The 17,537-nt window shown below is 71.7% G+C and carries 17 protein-coding genes; 13 read left to right on the top strand and 4 right to left on the bottom strand.

Annotated features, from left to right (window positions below):
• The first annotated feature begins 38 nt into the window (after positions 1-38).
• The 3 genes from lepB (at position 39) to J2S58_RS03720 (ending at position 2,256) form a co-directional block, all read left to right on the top strand.
• Positions 39-1,034 (top strand): signal peptidase I, encoded by a 996-nt coding sequence (lepB, locus tag J2S58_RS03730; protein WP_205256229.1) that lies wholly within the window; start codon positions 39-41, stop codon positions 1,032-1,034.
• Positions 1,031-1,837, top strand: a complete 807-nt coding sequence (locus tag J2S58_RS03725) for a ribonuclease HII (RefSeq protein ID WP_205256230.1) — start codon at positions 1,031-1,033, stop codon at positions 1,835-1,837. Before lepB ends, J2S58_RS03725 begins: the two co-directional genes overlap by 4 nt.
• 98 nt (positions 1,838-1,935) lie before the next feature.
• Positions 1,936-2,256: a DUF2469 domain-containing protein gene (locus J2S58_RS03720; protein WP_205256231.1), complete on the top strand. Its 321-nt coding sequence runs from the start codon at positions 1,936-1,938 to the stop codon at positions 2,254-2,256.
• 45 nt (positions 2,257-2,301) lie between these two features.
• Here J2S58_RS03720 and J2S58_RS03715 read toward each other — a convergent pair whose 3' ends face one another.
• Entirely contained in the window at positions 2,302-2,787 is a 486-nt protein-coding gene (locus J2S58_RS03715) for an Lsr2 family DNA-binding protein (RefSeq protein WP_240188674.1), read from the bottom strand.
• 269 nt (positions 2,788-3,056) lie between these two features.
• Between J2S58_RS03715 and J2S58_RS03710 the strand changes: the two genes are divergently transcribed.
• The 4 genes from J2S58_RS03710 (at position 3,057) to J2S58_RS03695 (ending at position 7,754) form a co-directional block, all read left to right on the top strand.
• A complete protein-coding gene (locus tag J2S58_RS03710; protein ID WP_205256433.1) occupies positions 3,057-3,416 on the top strand; it encodes a YraN family protein in 360 nt (119 codons plus the stop codon).
• Complete coding sequence (locus J2S58_RS03705) at positions 3,416-4,978, top strand: YifB family Mg chelatase-like AAA ATPase (RefSeq protein ID WP_205256232.1); 1,563 nt, start codon at positions 3,416-3,418, stop codon at positions 4,976-4,978. Before J2S58_RS03710 ends, J2S58_RS03705 begins: the two co-directional genes overlap by 1 nt.
• Positions 4,975-6,321 (top strand): DNA-processing protein DprA, encoded by a 1,347-nt coding sequence (gene dprA, locus J2S58_RS03700; protein ID WP_205256233.1) that lies wholly within the window; start codon positions 4,975-4,977, stop codon positions 6,319-6,321. The genes J2S58_RS03705 and dprA overlap by 4 nt, the downstream gene beginning before the upstream one ends.
• Positions 6,322-6,683: 362 nt before the next feature.
• Positions 6,684-7,754, top strand: a complete 1,071-nt coding sequence (locus J2S58_RS03695) for a tyrosine-type recombinase/integrase (RefSeq protein WP_205256234.1) — start codon at positions 6,684-6,686, stop codon at positions 7,752-7,754.
• A gap of 188 nt (positions 7,755-7,942) precedes the next feature.
• Here J2S58_RS03695 and J2S58_RS03690 read toward each other — a convergent pair whose 3' ends face one another.
• Positions 7,943-8,860, bottom strand: a complete 918-nt coding sequence (locus tag J2S58_RS03690; RefSeq protein ID WP_205256235.1) for a helix-turn-helix domain-containing protein — start codon at positions 8,858-8,860, stop codon at positions 7,943-7,945.
• 91 nt (positions 8,861-8,951) lie between these two features.
• Between J2S58_RS03690 and J2S58_RS03685 the strand changes: the two genes are divergently transcribed.
• The 5 genes from J2S58_RS03685 to J2S58_RS03665 all read left to right on the top strand — a co-directional run bounded on the left by J2S58_RS03685 (position 8,952) and on the right by J2S58_RS03665 (position 14,749).
• Positions 8,952-9,668 (top strand): amidohydrolase family protein, encoded by a 717-nt coding sequence (locus J2S58_RS03685; protein WP_205256236.1) that lies wholly within the window; start codon positions 8,952-8,954, stop codon positions 9,666-9,668.
• Positions 9,669-10,078: 410 nt separating this feature from the next.
• Positions 10,079-11,110, top strand: a complete 1,032-nt coding sequence (locus tag J2S58_RS03680; protein ID WP_205256237.1) for a sugar ABC transporter substrate-binding protein — start codon at positions 10,079-10,081, stop codon at positions 11,108-11,110.
• A 54-nt stretch (positions 11,111-11,164) separates the two neighbouring features.
• Positions 11,165-12,730 carry a sugar ABC transporter ATP-binding protein gene (locus J2S58_RS03675; RefSeq protein ID WP_205256238.1) on the top strand — a complete coding sequence of 522 codons (1,566 nt, stop codon included), beginning with the start codon at positions 11,165-11,167 and terminating at the stop codon, positions 12,728-12,730.
• Positions 12,727-13,734: an ABC transporter permease gene (locus J2S58_RS03670; protein ID WP_205256239.1), complete on the top strand. Its 1,008-nt coding sequence runs from the start codon at positions 12,727-12,729 to the stop codon at positions 13,732-13,734. The genes J2S58_RS03675 and J2S58_RS03670 overlap by 4 nt, the downstream gene beginning before the upstream one ends.
• Before the next feature lie 52 nt (positions 13,735-13,786).
• Positions 13,787-14,749, top strand: a complete 963-nt coding sequence (locus tag J2S58_RS03665; RefSeq protein ID WP_205256240.1) for a cyclase family protein — start codon at positions 13,787-13,789, stop codon at positions 14,747-14,749.
• A gap of 56 nt (positions 14,750-14,805) precedes the next feature.
• Here J2S58_RS03665 and J2S58_RS03660 read toward each other — a convergent pair whose 3' ends face one another.
• Both J2S58_RS03660 and J2S58_RS03655 read right to left on the bottom strand, forming a co-directional pair.
• The gene (locus J2S58_RS03660; RefSeq protein ID WP_205256241.1) at positions 14,806-15,576 is read right to left on the bottom strand and encodes an SDR family oxidoreductase; all 771 of its coding nucleotides are present in this window, start codon (positions 15,574-15,576) and stop codon (positions 14,806-14,808) included.
• Positions 15,573-16,592, bottom strand: a complete 1,020-nt coding sequence (locus tag J2S58_RS03655) for an alcohol dehydrogenase catalytic domain-containing protein (RefSeq protein ID WP_205256242.1) — start codon at positions 16,590-16,592, stop codon at positions 15,573-15,575. Before J2S58_RS03655 ends, J2S58_RS03660 begins: the two co-directional genes overlap by 4 nt.
• A 92-nt stretch (positions 16,593-16,684) precedes the next feature.
• Here J2S58_RS03655 and J2S58_RS03650 point away from each other — a divergent pair, with 92 nt between their 5' ends.
• Positions 16,685-17,533, top strand: a complete 849-nt coding sequence (locus J2S58_RS03650) for a hypothetical protein (RefSeq protein WP_205256243.1) — start codon at positions 16,685-16,687, stop codon at positions 17,531-17,533.
• Positions 17,534-17,537: the final 4 nt, after the last annotated feature.

Genomic DNA, 17,537 nt, shown 5'->3' with positions numbered 1-17,537 from the left:
CCACGAGGACACCGCGCCGACCCGTAATCTGAACCGCGATGAGTGACGATCGTTCTGCCGCACCCGGTCCCGTCGACCCACAGGAACCGGACGGGGACCCGACGGGGTCGGCCCCGGCCGCCGGTTCCGGCGGCACCGCTCGGGCGCCGAAGAAGAAGCGCCCGTTCTGGATCGAGTTCCCGATCCTCATCGTCATCGCGTTCGTGCTGACCTTCCTCATCCAGACGTTCCTGGTGAAGGTCTACTACGTGCCCTCCGGGTCGATGGAGACCACGCTGCACGGTGCCGCGTCCGGCGGGGACCGCATCCTGGCCAACAAGGTGGTCTACGACTTCCGAGACCCGCAACCGGGCGATGTCGCGGTGTTCAAGGGCCCGGAGAACTGGGTGCCCGAGGTCCGCATCAACAGCCCGTCCAACTGGTTCTCCTCGCTGGCCGCCTCGGTCGGGTCGGTCGTCGGCATCGCCCCGCCCGACGAGAAGGATTTCGTGAAGCGGGTGATCGCCACCGGCGGTCAGACGGTGGAGTGCTGTGATGCCACCGGGAACGTGATGGTCGACGGGCGGAGCCTGGACGAGCCGTACATCTACGAGCCGATCCCGTTCGTCCCCGGTGTGCAGGACTGTCAGAGCGTCCCGCTGTCCAGCCGCTGCTTCGGCCCCGTCACCATCCCGGAGGGGCAGATCTGGATGATGGGTGACCATCGGTCCGACTCCGCCGACTCCTCCTACCAGTGCCAGGGTCAGCCCCCGGGCAACGGGGCGCAGTGCCAGGGCCCCGTCCCGGTCGACAACGTGATCGGCAAGGCCATCTTCATCGTCATGCCGCCCTCCCGGTGGGGGACGATCGGCAACCCGGACATCGATCCCTCCGCACAGGCCCTTGCCCTGTCCTCCGGGGCGGGGGTGTCCACCGCGGCCGCGCCCGCTCTGGGCCTGCTCGGGACGATGGTGCTGCGGGGCGGGGTGGCCATGACGCCGGGTCGTCGCCGGCGGCGTCGCACCCGACGGGCGGAGCGGCGGACGGCTCGATGACGGCGGCCACGGCCGTGCGACGGCCACGCAAGCCGGTGACCCCACCCCGGGGCGGCCGGCCCGATCTGCGGTTCGAGAAGGAGCTGCTGCGTTCCGGTGCCGTCCGGTTGGCGGCGATGGACGAGGTCGGACGGGGTGCCCTGGCCGGCCCGGTCACCGTCGGCGTCGTGGTGGTCACCGGGACCATCGGCCGCGTTCCGGCCGGTCTGAAGGACTCCAAGCTGCTCAGTCCCGCGGTGCGGCAGCGTCTGGTGACGCCGGTGCGCCGATGGGTGGGGGAGTACGCCGTCGGGCATGCCTCACCGGACGAGATCGACGCCTGGGGCATCATCGCGGCGCTGCGGGCCGCCGGTCGCCGGGCCCTGGCCCAGCTCGCCGGTCCGGTGGACCTGGTGCTGTTGGACGGTTCCCACGACTATCTGACCTGGCCTGCTCCGCCGCCGGTCACCGACGAGCCGGCGGATCCCGAGCTGTTCCCCGCCGACACGTGGACGGGCCCGACACCGCAGCCGCTGTCCCCGCCGCCGGGTTTCCCCGCGGTGGCCCAGGACGACCTCCCGGTCCGCGTCCGCATCAAGGCCGATCTGACCTGCGCGGCCGTGGCCGGGGCCAGTGTGCTGGCCAAGACCGAACGCGACGGTCTGCTGGTGGATCTGCACGACCGGCACCCGCAGTACGGCTTCGCGATCAACAAGGGCTACGGGACCGCCGAACACGTCGACGCCCTGCGCAACCACGGCCCCAGCCCGGTGCACCGCCGCAGCTGGCGGTTGCCGACCGGTGACGCGGAGCGTGAGGGATGATGGGCCACGCACGCCCGCCCGCCCCGTGAGGACGGCGGCGTGACGAGCAGAGGACCGGCCCGGTGCGGCGCCGGGTGGCGAGAGTACGGAAGGTCGACGTGAGCGCAGAGGATCTCGAGCAGTACGAGACCGAGATGGAGCTGCAGCTCTACCGGGAGTACCGCGACATCGTGGGGCAGTTCGCGTACGTGGTGGAGACCGAGCGACGCTTCTATCTGTGCAACGCGGTGGACCTGCAGGTGCGCAGCCCCGACGGGGACATGTACTTCGAGGTGCGGATGTCCGACGCCTGGGTGTGGGACATGTACCGACCTGCCCGTTTCGTGAAGAACGTCCGCGTGGTCACCTTCAAGGACGTCAACATCGAGGAGCTGGAGAAGCCCGATCTCCGCCTGCCGGAGAACGGGCCGTTCACCTGATCCGCCGGGCGCTCCCGGAGCTCTGTCCGGGGCGCCCGGGCGGTTCTACTGGTGGGCGTCCTGGTAGGCCTGTTCGATCTCGGCCTTGATGCGTCCCCGGTCGCTGACCTGGTAGCCGTTCTGCCGGGCCCAGTCGCGGATCGCCTGGATCTGCGACGGATCTCGCTTCGTGCTGGAGATCGCCGCGGCCCGACCGGCGGTCTGCGCGCGCAACCGTGCCGGCCCGTCGTCCTCCAGCTCCTCGGCTCCGTCGAGCACGTCCTGGACGTCGCCGCGGGTGATCAGCCGGTCGAAGTCCGCCTGGTCCAGCACCATCCGCTGCGGCCGTTCGCCGGGGAGCACGAGATCCAGGGTGACCAGGTCGCGCTTCGTCTCCTGCATGGAGGCGACCTCGAGCACGAAGGCGTCGAGCTTGACCGGGTGGTCGATCGAGGGGTGGTCCAGGACCCGGATCTCGGCCATCTGGTCGCTCTCGGCGATCTCCTTGCCGGAGAGGTCCGAGGTGTAGAGAACGATACTGCGGCGCGCCATTGCTGGACTCCCGTGTTCGGTGTTCGGTGGTCGTTCCTGGTGCTGATCCCGGTGGTCGGTTCCCGGTCGGGGTCAGGGGTACTGCCGGTCGTGACTGTGGTTCCGGGGACCGACAGCGCAGCACGTGGTCGGTCCGTCCGCACCGGGTTTGTCCCCATGTGCAGAACCATCCACATCCTGCACCCCCGCGGCCCGTGCGCCGTTCAACCGTTCCACCCTGACTGCCGTGCCGCACTCGGCACATCGGGACGTGGAGCGGACGGGTGGACATGGCGGCGAAGGACGAGTTGGGCCGGGCCGGGGAAGAGCTGGCGGTGGCCGAGCTGGAACGCAGCGGGTTGATCGTGCTCGACCGCAACTGGCGGTGCCGGGAGGGGGAACTGGACATCGTGGCCACCGACGGCCACGGCACCGCGGTGTTCTGCGAGGTCAAGACCCGGCGTGGGGTCGGCTACGGCACCCCGATGGAGTCCGTGACCCCGGGCAAGCGCCGTCGGCTGCGGCGCCTGGCCCAGTTGTGGCTCGCCGGTCACCGGACGCCGTGGGTGTCCACCCGCTTCGACGTGGTGGGCATCCTGTGGCCGCTGGGCGGGGATCCCGTGCTCGACCACCGGATCGAGGCCTTCTGATGGCCCTGGCGAGGACCTGGGCGGTGGCCCTGAGCGGCGTCTCCGGTTCGGTGATCGCGGTCGAGGCCGATCTGGCCGCGGGACTCCCGGGCACCACGGTGATCGGGCTCGGTGACGCCGCCGTCACCCAGGCCCGGGACCGGGTACGAGCCGCCGTGCTGAACTCCGGCTGCTCCTGGCCGGACCGGCGGATCACGCTGGCGCTCTCGCCGGCGGCGCTGCCCAAGCGCGGCGCGGGCTTCGATCTGGCGCTGGCCATCGCGGTCCTCGCGGCGGCCGGTGTGGTCCCGGTCGAGCGGGCCGCGGAGGCGGTGCTGATCGGCGAGCTGGGCCTGGACGGGCAGGTGCGGCCGGTGCGTGGGGTCCTGCCCTGTCTGCTGGCCGCTGCGGCGGTGGGCCACACCCGGGCGGTCGTTCCCGTGGACAACCTCGCCGAGGCCGGGCTGGCGGGGTCCGTGGCGGCGGTGGGCGTCCGGTCGCTGCGCGATCTGGTCGCGCAGCTCCGGGGGGAGGACGACCGACTCGTGCGGATGGTCCCGGGCCGGCTGCCGGTACCCCCGCTCCTCCCGGACATGACGGACGTCCTCGGTCAGCCCGAGGCCCGCGCCGCTCTCGAACTGGCCGCGGCCGGTGGCCACCACCTCGCCCTGATCGGACCGCCCGGGGCGGGCAAGACGATGCTGGCGACCCGGCTGCCCGGTCTGCTCCCGCCGCTGGATCCCGAGCAGGCGCTCGAGGTGACGGCGGTCCACTCCGTCGCCGGCCTGCTGCACGAGTCCACTCCGCTGATCACCCAGCCCCCGTTCGTCGACCCCCACCATTCGGCCACCCTGGCCTCCCTGGTGGGCGGGGGATCGGGCACCGTCCGGCCGGGGAGTGTGAGTCAGGCCCACCACGGTGTGCTGTTCCTGGACGAGGCGCCGGAATTCCCCGCTTCGGTGCTCGACTCGCTGCGACAGCCGCTCGAGTCCGGCTGCGTGCTCATCGCCCGGGCCCAGGGGGCGGTGCGGTTCCCGGCCCGGTTCCAGCTGGTCATCGCGGCCAACCCCTGCCCGTGCGCGGCGGCCCGGGACGTCGACTGCCGCTGCCCCTCCGGGGTCCGGAGGCGGTATCTCGGCAAGCTCTCCGGTCCGTTGCTGGACCGGGTCGACATCCGGGTCGAGGTGCCTGCCCTCGATCCCTCCGCATTGACCGGCGTCGGCGTCGGCGACGATCCTGGTCGGCCCGAGGGGCCCGCGCCCCAGAGCGACGGTGAGGGATCGGCCGCCATCCGGGCCCGGGTCATGCTGGCCCGGGAGCGGGCCGCCGTCCGGTGGGCCGGCACCCCGTGGAGGTGCAACGCCGAGGTGCCCGGGCCCACCGTGCGCCGCCGCTGGCGACCGGACCGGCGCTCGGCCGGGCTGCTCGACCAGGCCCTCCGATCCGGGCGGTTGACCGGCCGTGGCTACGACCGGGTGCTGAAACTCGCGCTGACCGGCGCCGATCTCGCCGGTCGTGACACCCCGACGACGGCAGACGTCGCCCTGGCTCTCGCGTTGCGCTGCGGGGAGGTGGCGGCATGAGGGCCCCGTCCGACACCACCCCCGCCCCCACCGCCGGGCCTCCCATCGCTCCCGTCGGCGCGCCCACGGCCGGAACCGCGGTGTCGCAGCGTGAGGCCGGATCCACGGTCGGGGGCGCGGTCGATCCTGGTCGCCGCGCCCTGGCGGGTCTGCTGCGTGCCTGTGAACCGCCGGCACCGGCGGTGGGTGCCTTCGTCGGTCAGGTCGGCGCCCGAGCCGCCTGGGCGGCCATCGCCACCCGGCGAGCTCCGCGGGTGGTGCTCGCGGCCACCGCCGCCCGGGTGCAGGGGCGGTCCGCCGCGGAACTGGACGCGGACGCGGAGGCCGACCTGGTCACCGCCGGGGAGAACGGGGCCCGGCTGATCGGGCCCGAAGACCCGGAGTGGCCCACGGAGGCGTTCGCCGCCTTCGAGCTGGCCGGGGCCCGAGGGGTGAGCGGGTCCGCCCCGCCGCTCGCCTTGTACGTGCGCGGGCGGTCCCTGGCCGGGCTGCCCGGTACCGGGATCACCGTCGTCGGGTCCCGCGCCTGCACCCCCTACGGCCGACGGGTGGCTGCCGAGTGGTCCGCCGCGTTGGCCGACGACGGCCTCACGATCATCTCCGGTGCCGCCTTCGGGATCGACGCCGCCGCCCACCAGGCCGCTCTGCACGCGTCGGGACCGGCGACGGGCCTACCGCCGGCCGGTCCCACGGTCGCCGTCCTGGCCTGCGGGATCGACCGGGCCTACCCGCAGGCCAACGCCGCCCTGCTCAGCGCGATCGCCTCACGGGGGACGGTGATCAGCGAGTACCCGCCCGGCACCACCCCGGCCCGGCACCGCTTCCTCGTCCGCAACCGGCTGATCGCGGCGCTCGGGCGGGGAACGTTGGTCGTCGAGGCGGGCCGGCGGTCCGGGACCTTGAGCACGGCGTCGGCGGCCGATGCGCTGGGCCGACTGGTGATGGCCGTCCCCGGTCCGGTCACCTCCGCCCTGTCCGTCGGGTGCCACCTGCTGCTGGGGGACCGGTTCGCGCAGCTCGTCACCACCCCGCAGGACGTGCTGTCCGCACTCGGGTGGCGCGGCGCCGGGCGTGTCGTCGGTGACCCCGGCGGGGGAGTCGACAGGGGGTCACCCCGGGTGGTGGCGTCCGGGATGGTGGACGCGCGGCACCCGACAGACGGGTTGGACGACGACTGCGCCCGCGTCCACGAGGCCCTGCCGACCCGTCGGGCCGCCTCCGTGACGGAGCTGTCCGTCGAGTCGGCCCTGCCGGCCATGACGGTGCTCGGCGGGCTGGGGGTCCTGGAGACGCTGGGGCTCGTGGAACGCGACGGTTCCTCCTGGCGGCGGCGGCCCCGGTGACCGCGTCGGCTGCCGGGCGCCGGTTCGGGGATGCGGGGGATGGTGTGGCCGGCCCGGCGCGGCCCGGCGCGGCCCGGCGCGGCCCGGCGCGGCCCGGCGCGGCCCGGCGCGGCCCGGCCCGGCCCGGCCCGGCGCGGCTCGGCCCGGCGGTCCGCAAGCTTGAGGCCACGGTCGAGGAACGGTGGGTCGGCGGGCGGCGCCTTCACGTGCCGAGACGTGCCGGCGCTGCGTTCCACGGTCCGGTCCTGGCCGGAGTGCGGTCCGGGTGCGCGGGCCGAGGAGTCCCGGTCCGGGTTGCCACCGGTCGCGACGTGCGGCGTGGTCGCTTGACCGTGGTCGGTGCAACCCGCACCGTCGGGTTCATGGCCGCCTCCACCCCAGATCTCCGGAAAAGCCTCCCGGCTGCGCTGGCCGAGGCAGCCGAGGGCTTCGACCGGCATCTGGAGCTCGAACGCAATCTCGCCGTGGCCACCAGGACGGCGTACCGGGCCGATGTCGCCTCCCTGCTCGACCACGTCGCCCGGTTGAACGGTGGAGCGGGCTCGACCGATCTCGGGGCGCTCAGCCTCCCCGCGCTGCGCAGTTGGCTGGCCAGGATGCGGACCACGGGAGCCGGCCGAGCCACGCTGGCCCGTCGCACGGCCGCGGCCCGATCGTTCTGTGCCTGGGCCGTGCGCACCGGGCGGACGGCCCAGGATCCGTCCGTCCGGCTGACCTCCCCCTCGGCCCGGCGGAACCTGCCCGCCGTCCTCCGGACGGACCACATCAGCGAGTTGCTCGACGCCCACGCCGGTGCACCGGCCGACGACGCCGCCGGCCGGACCCCTGATCGGATTCCCGACGACCGCCGGACCGGCGGAACCAACTCCCCGGAACCTGGTTCGACCCCCACCCCGACCCCGACCCCGCCCGACCCGGTCCGCGCCGCACTCGCCCTCCGTGACGCCGCCATCCTGGAACTCCTCTATGCCTCCGCCCTCCGGGTGTCCGAGCTGACCGGGCTGGACGTCGGCGCCGTCGACGAGCACCGCCGGGTGGTCCGTGTCCGGGGCAAGGGGGACAAGGAGCGGGTGGTCCCGTTCGGCGTCCCCGCCCACCGGGCGCTGACCCGATGGCTGACCGAGGGGCGGCCGGTGCTCGCCGGGGCCGGATCCGGAGCGGCGGTCTTCCTGGGCTCCCGGGGCGGCCGCATCGATCCGCGCGCCGTCCGCACGATGGTCCACCGCCGCACCGCCGCCGTCCCCGGCGCACCCGAGATCGGTCCGCACGGTCTGCGGCACACCGCCGCGACCCACCTGCTCGACGGGGGAGCGGACCTGCGGGCCATCCAGGAGATGCTCGGTCACGCCAGCTTGGCGACCACGCAGATATACACCCACGTGTCCTCCGAGCGGCTGGCCGCCGTCTACCGGCAGGCTCACCCGCGGGCCTGATCTGCGGACCGTTCTGGGTGTCCCTCTGCGCGCGGGGAGGCTGATCCACCCTGTGGGGTCCGGTCGGCCGGGCCACCACCCGTCGATCTCGGCTCGGGCGTCACCTGTCGCCAGGAACGGCGCCCGGTCCGAACTCCCGCGGCGCCGGGTGTCCCGCACCCGCTTCCCCGCGCCCGGGTCGCCGGCGGTCACCGCCCGGCTGCGACGCGTGCCCGGTAGGCGCGGGGCGTCACTCCGACCTCCCGCAGGAACTGGCGGTTGAAGTTGGAGAGGTTGCCGAAACCCACGTCGTAGCAGATTGCCGAGACGGGAGCGTCGGACTCCTCCAGGAGTACCCGGGCTCGCGCGACACGCAGCATCCGGACCATCTCGCTGAAGGTCCGCCCGCTCGCGCGTTGGAAGAAGCGGGAGAACGTGGGGGCCGACATCCCCGCCAGACGTGCGGCTTCCGCCATTCGTACCGTGCCCGTGAGGTTCTCGAAGATGTGGTCGAGACCCCGCTGCACCGCGACCGAAGCAGGGAGAACGGCGTCGGGCGGTACGAACCACTCCCGAGCCAGGACAACCCGATCGTCCTTCGGCGACCTGCTGAGAACGACGAAAAGTCGGAGGAGATGGGCGATGCGCAGGAGGCGGTCGGCTGCCGCCATCGCTTCGATCACCTGCGCCGCTTCCACCGCCGTGCGTCCGATGAACTGGATCCCTCGCGAGGCCTGGTCAAGGAGCGGGCGCAACTCCCGCAGTTCGGGCATCTCGACCGACGCGCGCTCCACCCAGGCCCCGGTGAACTGAATGGCTGCGTCACGGTCACGAATGACTTCGCCCGGCCGGAGATCGGAGATCCAGTCGTGTGGCAGCCCGGCCCCGACCAGCGCCACGTGACCCGGCCCGAAGGTGCCGATGTGGTCTCCGACGATGAACCGACCCGTGCTCCGACGGATCAGGTGGATCTCGAATTCCGGATGGTAGTTCCAGCGGGCGATGGGGGCTGGATAGTCGTGTTCGAGCCATCGGATCGAGGAATCCGGTGGTCGGACGACGACTTCCCGTGTCGCGGCCTTGTTCAGCAGCCGCTCGACGCGGGTGGCCGATCGCGAGTCCTCCACTGAAAATAAGTATCAGAATTCGACAGCGGGAGGCTAGGGAAGAACTGCATGGCTCCGTAGCCTCGGCCCGGACCACGCAAAGGAGCGGCCGGTGATCATCGACTCGCACAGCCACATCGGTGCCCGAATCGGCTCGTCCCAGACCGGTCCTGAACTGCGGGCCCGGATGGATGGCGCCGGAGTCGATCTCGCCTGCATCTTCCCGCACGTGGAGGGCGGGTTCCGCAACGACGACGTGGACGAGGCCATGTCGGTCGTCCCCGGACGGTTCATCCCTTTCCTCGCGGTCGATCCCTGGTTCGGGGCCCGTGCGGTCGCGGAGATCCACGAGCGTGCCGACCGCGGCTACCGAGGCGTCAAGCTGCACCCCACCATCCACGGCTACGACCTCGCTGATCTGGTGCTGCTCGCCCCGGTTCTGGAAGCGGTGCGGGACCGCGGGTTGATCCTCCTGGCGCACGGCGCGGACGACATCCTCAATGCACCAGCAGCATTCGCCGCGCTGGCCCGGGCCTATCCCGAGATCCCGGTGCTGATGGCCCACAGCGGAGTCTTCCGCGCCCACGCGCAGGCCATCGCCGCGGCGCGGGAGATCGACAACCTCTACCTCGAGGCGGCGCGTGTCCCCGCCCACGAGATCGCCGTCCAGATCCGCGAACTCGGGCCGACCAGGACGATCTGGGGGAGCGATTCCCCGTTCTGCGACTACACCTGGGAGTACGAGAAGATCCGCCGCTGTGTCGATTCGGAGGAGGCGCGGCTCCTGGTCGCCGGCGGGAACCTGGCCCAGCTGCTCGGGCTGAGCTGAGTGAGGAATGGGTGGCAGTGCGTCGACGAGCCCGGGGTGTCTCCTGGCCGGGGCCTGCCGCGGAGCGGCCCCGGGACCGAACCTGCCCGGGGTCGGGCGAGGACCCCGTCCGGCCGGACCCGGCGGGAGCGCCGACACCGTGGGCCGCGCGCTCGGTGGGGGTTGCAGCCGGCAGCACCGCACCCCCGGCGCCGACCCTCCGAACCCGGCTTCGGGGCGCGTGCGTACGCGAACAGCGGTGACAGATTCGGCAAATCGGTTGCCTGACAGGGCATCCCGTACTCCGCCAGATCGTTATGACCACTTACCTGCTTGATAGGATACGTTGACAACTTGTCAGCACGGGGACGTGTGCCCGGCGCTGACGCCGACCATCGACAGGCGACTATCGACATCGAAGTGGAGTAGTCATGCATAGTGCTGTGCTCACCAGGGCGGCCCGGCGCGGCCGGGCCGTCGCCGGGGCGGCTCTTGCCGCCGGTCTGGTCCTCTCTCTCACCGGGTGTGGCGGTGACAGCGCAGGCAGTGGCGGCAGCGCCGCCAGCAGTGGCGGTAGCGCTGCTGCGGCCGGGGGCCAGAGCCTCGGCCTCATCGCCTTCGACATGACCTCCGCGTCCGATGCGGCGTTCGACAACAGCACGAACAAGGCCTTCACCGACGCCGGCTGGGAGGTGTTGACCCAGGACCCCAAGGGAGATCCCGGCCAGGCGAACACCATCTGCAGTCAGTACGTCACCCGACAGGTCACCGCACTGGTGGTGACCACCTTCGCCCAGGATCAGATGGCGCAGTGCCTCTCGCAGGCTTCGGCCGCGAAGATCCCGGTGTTCTTCCTGGCGAGCCCTCTGCTGGACGGCATGGCCGGTGCGGTCGACGTGGTCGCCCCGGAGCCGATCAACGATGCCTTCGTGACCTACCTGAAGGACAACGCGGTCACCAACATCCTCACCCTGGACTACACGCCAGGGACGCCCTGCCGGCTGCGGGCGGAATACCGGGACAAGGCCATCGCCGACGCCGGTCTGGACATCACGGTCGACAACCACGAGTTCCCGATCCCGGGACAGGTCGTCGACTCGCAGAACGCCACCGCAGCCTGGCTGTCGGCCCACCCCGCCGGCTCCGGCACCTTCGCGATCTGGTCCTGTTTCGCCGATTCGACGGCCGGCGCGCTGGCCGGCATCCAGCAGGCGGGCCGGACCGACGCCCTGCCCGTCTTCACCTGGGACTACAGCGTCTCCATCGTGAACGGCATCCGCAGCGGCGCCGTGGCCGCCGACCTCTGGCTCGATTTCGACGGCGTCGGCGCCCAGGCGCTGCAACTGGTCACCGACTACCTCAAGGACGGCAAGCCCGCCGGTGCCACGGCGGCCAACATCGTGCTGACCAAGGACAACATCGAGAAGTTCCTCGCCGACCATCCCGAGGTCGAGCGCAACTGACCTGCACCATTTCGCCGACCCTGCTCGCCACGAGCCCGAAGGGACGACAGATCGATGGCTTCCCCCGACCCGTCCGATGGTGCGCCGCCGGTGGACCGCCCGGCGCCGTTCATCCAGGCACGCAACGTCAGCCGTTCGTTCGGCGCGGTCGCGGCCCTGACGGACGTCAGTGTGGATTTCCGGCGGGGGGAGATCCACGGACTCGTCGGTGCCAACGGCGCCGGTAAGTCGACGCTGCTGAACATCATCGGCGGGGTCATCACCCCGTCGACGGGCGAGATCCTGGTGGACGGGGAGGCGCGGTCCATCACCCGACCCGGCGACGCGGATGCGCTCGGGTTCGCGTTCATGCACCAGGAACTCGCCCTGATCCCGGACTTCTCGACGATCGACAACATGACGCTCGGGCTCAAGGACGTCGGCCGGGCGGGGTTCGTCGATCGTCGGGTGGCGACCCGTCGGGCCCGGGAGGTGGCCGATCTGCTCGGCATCACCTTCTCCCTGCGGCGGCCGGTGCGACAGCTGAGTCCGGCCGAACGCGGACTGGTCGCCATCGGTCGGGCGCTGGTCCGCAACGCGCGCTTCATCGCCATGGACGAGCCGACGGCCGTGCTGTCCGACGTCGAGTGTCGACGGCTGTTCCGCATCGTGCGCGACCTGGCCGCGACCGGGGTCACGATCGCCTACGTCAGTCACCGCCTCGGTGAGATCGAGGAGCTGAGCGACCGGATCACGGTCTTCAAGGACGGACGGGTCACCGGGCGCCTGGAACGCGGCGGCTACACCCGGGACGATCTGGTGCGGGGAATCACCGGGAGCAATGCCGGACTGGGACCGCGGGCCGAGATCTCCCGGGTGGAGCGGGACGCCCCGGTGCTGTTCCGGGCCGCCCATCTGTCGGACGGCATGCGGGTGCGGGACGTCAGCTTCGACGTCCGCGCGGGCGAGATCGTCGGTCTGGCCGGGGTGGTCGGTGCCGGGCGGACGGAGACCCTCGGTCTGGTGTTCGGGGAAAGTCGGCCGATCAGCGGGTCGATGATGCTGGACGGCGGCCCCTACCGGGCGGCGAACGTCCGCGAGGCCATCCGGCAGGGGGTGGCCCTGGTCCCGGAGGAACGGCGTTCGCAGGCCCTGATCATGACCGATTCCGTGCGCGCCAACATCGCCATGGGCGCGTGGGGGTCCACGGTCACCCGCCGTCTCCTGCCGTTCGTGAGCGACCGCCGTGCCCAGCGCACCGCCCAGGACATGGTCGGCGCCCTGCAGATCAAGGCGCGGGACACCCAGGTCGCGGTGGGCACCCTGTCCGGTGGCAACCAGCAGAAGGTGGTGTTCGGCCGCTGGCTGGCCCGGGGTGCCCGGCTGATGCTGCTCGACGAGCCCACCCGGGGCGTCGACATCGGCGCCCGCCAGCAGATCTGGCAGACCATCGAGGATTTCGCCGCTGCCGGCAACGCCGTCGTCGTCGTGAGCTCCGAGCTCGAGGAGCTGTCCATCTGCCACCGCGTCGTGGTGATGGTCGAGGGCCGGACGGTGGGCGAGCTCGCCGGCCCCGGTGTCACCGAGGAGCAGATGCTCGCGCAGATCTACACCACCCGGACGAAGGAAGAGACCGCATGACCGACATCGCGCCCGTGCCCATCGTCGACTCCCGGAAGGGACGTTCCCCGGGGCAGTCCGCGACGCTGTTCATGGGCAAGTACGGTGCCCTCATCGTGCTCGCCCTGCTGGTGGTCGTGTTCACGATCATGGAGCCGAAGTACTTCCTGACCTGGGGCAACATCGTCCAGATCTTCAACCAGTCCGCGCTGGCGGCGATCGTCTCGTGTGGTCTGACGCTGGTGCTGGCGGCCAACCAGTTCGACCTGAGCGTGGGCAACACCGCCAGCCTGTCCGGCATCGCGGTGGCCGCCCTGCTCATCGCCGGGGTGCCGATCCCCCTCGCGATCCTCCTGGCCGTCTCCATCGGCCTCGTGGTGGGCCTGGTCAACTCCCTGCTGGTCACCCGGCTGGGGGTCAACGCCCTGGTGGCGACCCTCGGGGTGGGCAGTGTAGCGGTGGGTGCGAACTATCTGATCTCCGGCGGGGCGGCCCAGCCGTTCGGGGCGTACGTGCCGGAGTTCACCCAGATCTCGGTGGGCACCTGGCTCGGCATCCCGAAGAACGTCTACTACATGGTGGTGGTCGTCGCGGTGCTGTGGGTGCTGCTCAACCGGACCGTGCTCGGGCGCAACATGCAGGCGGTCGGCGGTAACGCCGAGGCCTCCCGCCTGGTCGGCGTCCCGGTGCGGGGGGTCACCACCTCGGCCTTCGTCATCTGTTCGATCTGTGCGGCGATCACGGGTGTCCTGCTGGCCGCCGTGGTCGGCAGCGGGCAGGCGACCGGTGGCGACGGGTACACCCTGCAGGCCTTCGCGGCGGCGTTCCTGGGCACCGCGGTCATGAGGGAGGGGCAGTTCCACATCCTCGGCACGGTGGTGGGGGTGATCACGGTGGCCACCGGGTTCAACGGGCTGGCCATCATCGGCGTGCCGGCCTTCGCCCAGTTCCTGTTCCAGGGTCTGGTCCTGATCGCGGCGGTGTCGTTCAGCACGGTCGCGCGCAAGCTGACCCGCGCCGGTTGACCCGACCGGTCCACTTACCTCCCCGTCCCATCGCAGCAGAGGATCACCCACCATGTCGAACGACCGGCCGCGCACCATCGCAGAACTGCTCGGGGAGGACGCACCCAAGAACTGGGGCAAGTGGGGCCCGGACGACGAGGTCGGCAGTCTGAACTACCTGACTCCGCAGGAGGCCCTGCGCGGCGCGGCGTCGATCAGGACGGGCCAGTCGTTCACCCTGCAGGTCCCCATCGGCCGTCCCGGCTTCCCGGATCCCGTGCATCCCAGCCGGTCCGCCGCGGTGCGGACGTCGGTGTCCGACGAGGGCTTCTTCCGGCGCGGCGCGGAGGAGCCGGCCAGCGGGCACCACTGGGCCGACGACCGGATCGACATGTTCCTGCAGGGGTCCACCCAGTACGACGCGCTCGGGCACCTCTGGTACGGCGGGCAGATCTGGAACGGCTACGACGCGATGACCACCGACGGCGAACTGCGCAAGGCCTCCATCCTGCCCATCGCCGAACGCGGCGTGGTCGGCCACGGGGTCCTGATCGACATGGCCCGCCACCACGGCAAGGACTCCCTGGAGCGTGGCGAGAGCTTCTCGCACGTCGACCTGCAGGAGGCCGCCCGCGCCCAGGGGGTCGAGATCCAGCCCCGCGACATCATCGTCATCCGTACCGGATGGCTGGGCAGCTACTACCGGACCACGCCGGAGGACTTCTACGCGGACTGGAACGAGCCCGGGCTGACCTGGTCGCGCGAGCTCGTGGAGTGGTTCCAGCGCATGGAGATCCCAAACCTGGTCACCGATCTCGTCGCCAACGAGGCGACCTGGCACGAGTCCGGGGTCGAGCTCCCCCTGCACAACGCGCTCATGCGCAACCTGGGTGTCGCCTTCACCGAGATCGTCTGGCTCGATGACCTCGCCGCGGCGTGCGCGGCCGACAACCGATGGGACTTCCTCTACACCGCGGCCCCCCTCAAGGTGCACGGGGCCAGTGGTGCGCCGGTGAATCCCGTCGTCATCCGCTGACATCGGCCGTTCTCCTCCCCGTGGACATCGTCGTGGGACGGAACGGGTGCGCCGGGTCAGACCGCGGTGTAGCCGCCGTCGACGGACAGGTCGGCACCGGTGACGTACGAGGCGGCGTCCGAGGCCAGGTAGAACACCGCGCCGGCGATCTCCTCGGGCCGGCCCAGGCGGCCCATCGGGGTGCCCTGCAACCAGACGTCGAGCCGCTCGGGGATGGCCCGGCTGCGGGCGGTCAGGGCGGTCTCGATGTAGCCCGGCGAGATGCTGTTCACCCGGACCCCGCGGGTGGCCCACTCCACGGCGAGCGACCTGGTCAGCATGATCACCGCCGCCTTGGAGGCGTTGTAGGTGGCCTGCGGCTGCGGGCGGTTGACCACGTGCCCGGACATGGAGGCGATGTTGACGATGGCTCCTGTTCCGGCCGCGAGCATGGCCCGTCCCTCGGCGCGGCACGAACGGAACATGCCCGTGGCGTTGACGTCCATCACGGTGGACCACTCGTCGTCCGTCACGGTCTCGGCGGCCGATCCGAGGTGCCGGATGCCCGCGCAGTTCACCGCGATGTCCAGTCGTCCCGCATCGGCGACGATCCGGTCGACCGCCCCGTCCACCGACCCGGTGGACGACACGTCCAGCGGCACGAACCGTCCGCCGACCTCCGCCGCAGCCGCCGCGCCGATCTCCGGGTCCAGGTCGCCGATCCAGACCTGGGCACCCGCCCCGGCCAGCAACCGGGCCGCAGCCAGGCCGATGCCGCCCGCGCCACCGGTGACCAGGGCGACCCGGCCGTCCACCCGGAACACCTGTGGTGCCGTCGGCCCCGTCATCGGGCCACCTGCGGGGTGATGAAGACCTTGTCGTACGTACCCGCACGCTGGGCGGCCAGCGCCTCGTCGAACCGTTCCAGCGGGAAGTCGCCCACCGTCAGCTCGTCGAGCGGCAGCTGATGGACCAGGTTGGCCGCCCGCCGATGGGTGAACGGGTTGAGCGCCGTACCCAGGATGGTGAGCTCGCGGGCGTAGATGTCGTGGGGGGAGATGCTGGCCCGGGCATCGGGATGGGCGACACCGAACACGAGCAGTCGGCCACCGCGGGACAGTGCCGGGATGGCCGTCTCCAGCACCGCCGCCGACCCGACCGCGTCGATCGCCGACGGGAAACCGATGCCCCCGCTGGCCTCCAGCAGCCGGTCGACCAGGCCGTCCTCGGTCGGATCCAGCACGATGTCGGCGCCCACCCGCTGGGCGAGATCCCGTCGACCGGAACGGCCCTCGACGGCGACGACCGGACCCACGCCGGCGCGTCGGGCGAGCATGAGCAGCAGCGCGCCCACCGGGCCGACCCCGAAGACCACCAGGGCGGACCCGGAGGCGGGCGCCAGCCGGTCCATCCCGTGGACGGCGCAGGCGAGGGGCTCGGTGAGAGCCGCGCGGCGGGCGTCCTGGGTCCCCGGTACGGGGTAGGCGATGGTCTCGTCGACGGCGAGGAACTCGGCCATCCCGCCGTCCAGGTGCACACCGGGGGCCCGCCGGTCCGGGCACATGTTCACCCGCCCGGACTGGCAGTGCACGCAGACCCCGCAGTAGTAGTGCGGTTCGACGCTGACCAGATCGCCCACCCGCACGGTGCGGACGGCCGAACCGATCTCGACGACCCGGCCGCCGATCTCGTGCCCGAGGGTCACCGGGGGGGCGCTGCGGTACTCCCCGTCCACGATGTGGGCGTCGGTGCCGCACACGCCCACGAACTCCGGCGCCAGCAGGACGTCCGTGGGGCCGACGGAAGGGATGGGGACGTCCTGCACGGTGACGCGGCGGTCACCCAGGTAGCGCGCTGCTCGCATACCGCGAACCTATCAGTTGTCCGCCTATTAGGATAAGTTGACATCTTGTAAGTACCACAGTCGGTACCACGATCGACGAAACGACGGGGCCCATGACGACCACCACCCTCGACCGCCTCCGGGACCACACCGGACGGTTCTCCATGCTGGCCATCGACCAGCGGGAGTCCCTCCGTCAGATGCTGACCGCGGGAGCGTCCACGCCCGTCGGGGACGCCGATCTGGTGGCGTTCAAGCAGCTCGTCGTGCAGACCCTGGCCGGGCACGCCAGCGCGGTCCTCGTCGACCGGCAGTACGGCGGCCCGGCCGCGGCGGCATCCACCCGGCCGGTCATCCTGGCCGCCGATCTGCTCTCCCAATCGGTGCCCGGTGGACCCGTGAACGTCGCCGAGCTCGACGAGGACGTCACGCCGGAGTTCGCCCGGGAGTTCGGTGCCGCGGCCCTCAAGATGCTCGTCCCGTGGGCGCCCGACGGCCGTGACCGGGCGATCGACCTGTCGGCCCGGTTCATGGACCTCTGTCGTCGTGCCGGGCTGCCGGGTGTGGTGGAAGGGGTCGTCCGACCCGACGACATCGCCTCCTGGACCGACGGCGACCGCAACGCCGCCCTCGTCACCGCAGCCCGCGATTTCGCCACCACGGCACCGGATCTCTACAAGGCGGAGGTGCCCTCGTACGGCGTCGAGAGCCCCGAGGAGATCAGCGCCGTGGCCCGGGCCATCACCGGCAGTGTCGACTGCCCGTGGGTGGTGCTGTCCTCGGGGGTGACCGCGGCGCGGTTCCCCGACGCCGTCCGGGCGTGTGTCGCCGGTGGGGCGCAGGGCTTCCTGGCCGGCCGGGCGATCTGGGCGGACGCCACCACCTCCGCCGATCCGCGCGGGTTCCTCGAGGGCGAGTCCACGCGCCGGCTCCGCGGGCTGGCCGCAGCGGAGCAGGCGTGAGCCT

Origin of the sequence: Nakamurella flavida (assembly GCF_030811475.1) — a bacterium.
In the GTDB taxonomy this organism is placed as follows: domain Bacteria; phylum Actinomycetota; class Actinomycetes; order Mycobacteriales; family Nakamurellaceae; genus Nakamurella; species Nakamurella flavida.
Note: the sequence above shows the minus strand (reverse complement) of the source record. Positions and strands in the feature narration are given on the sequence as shown.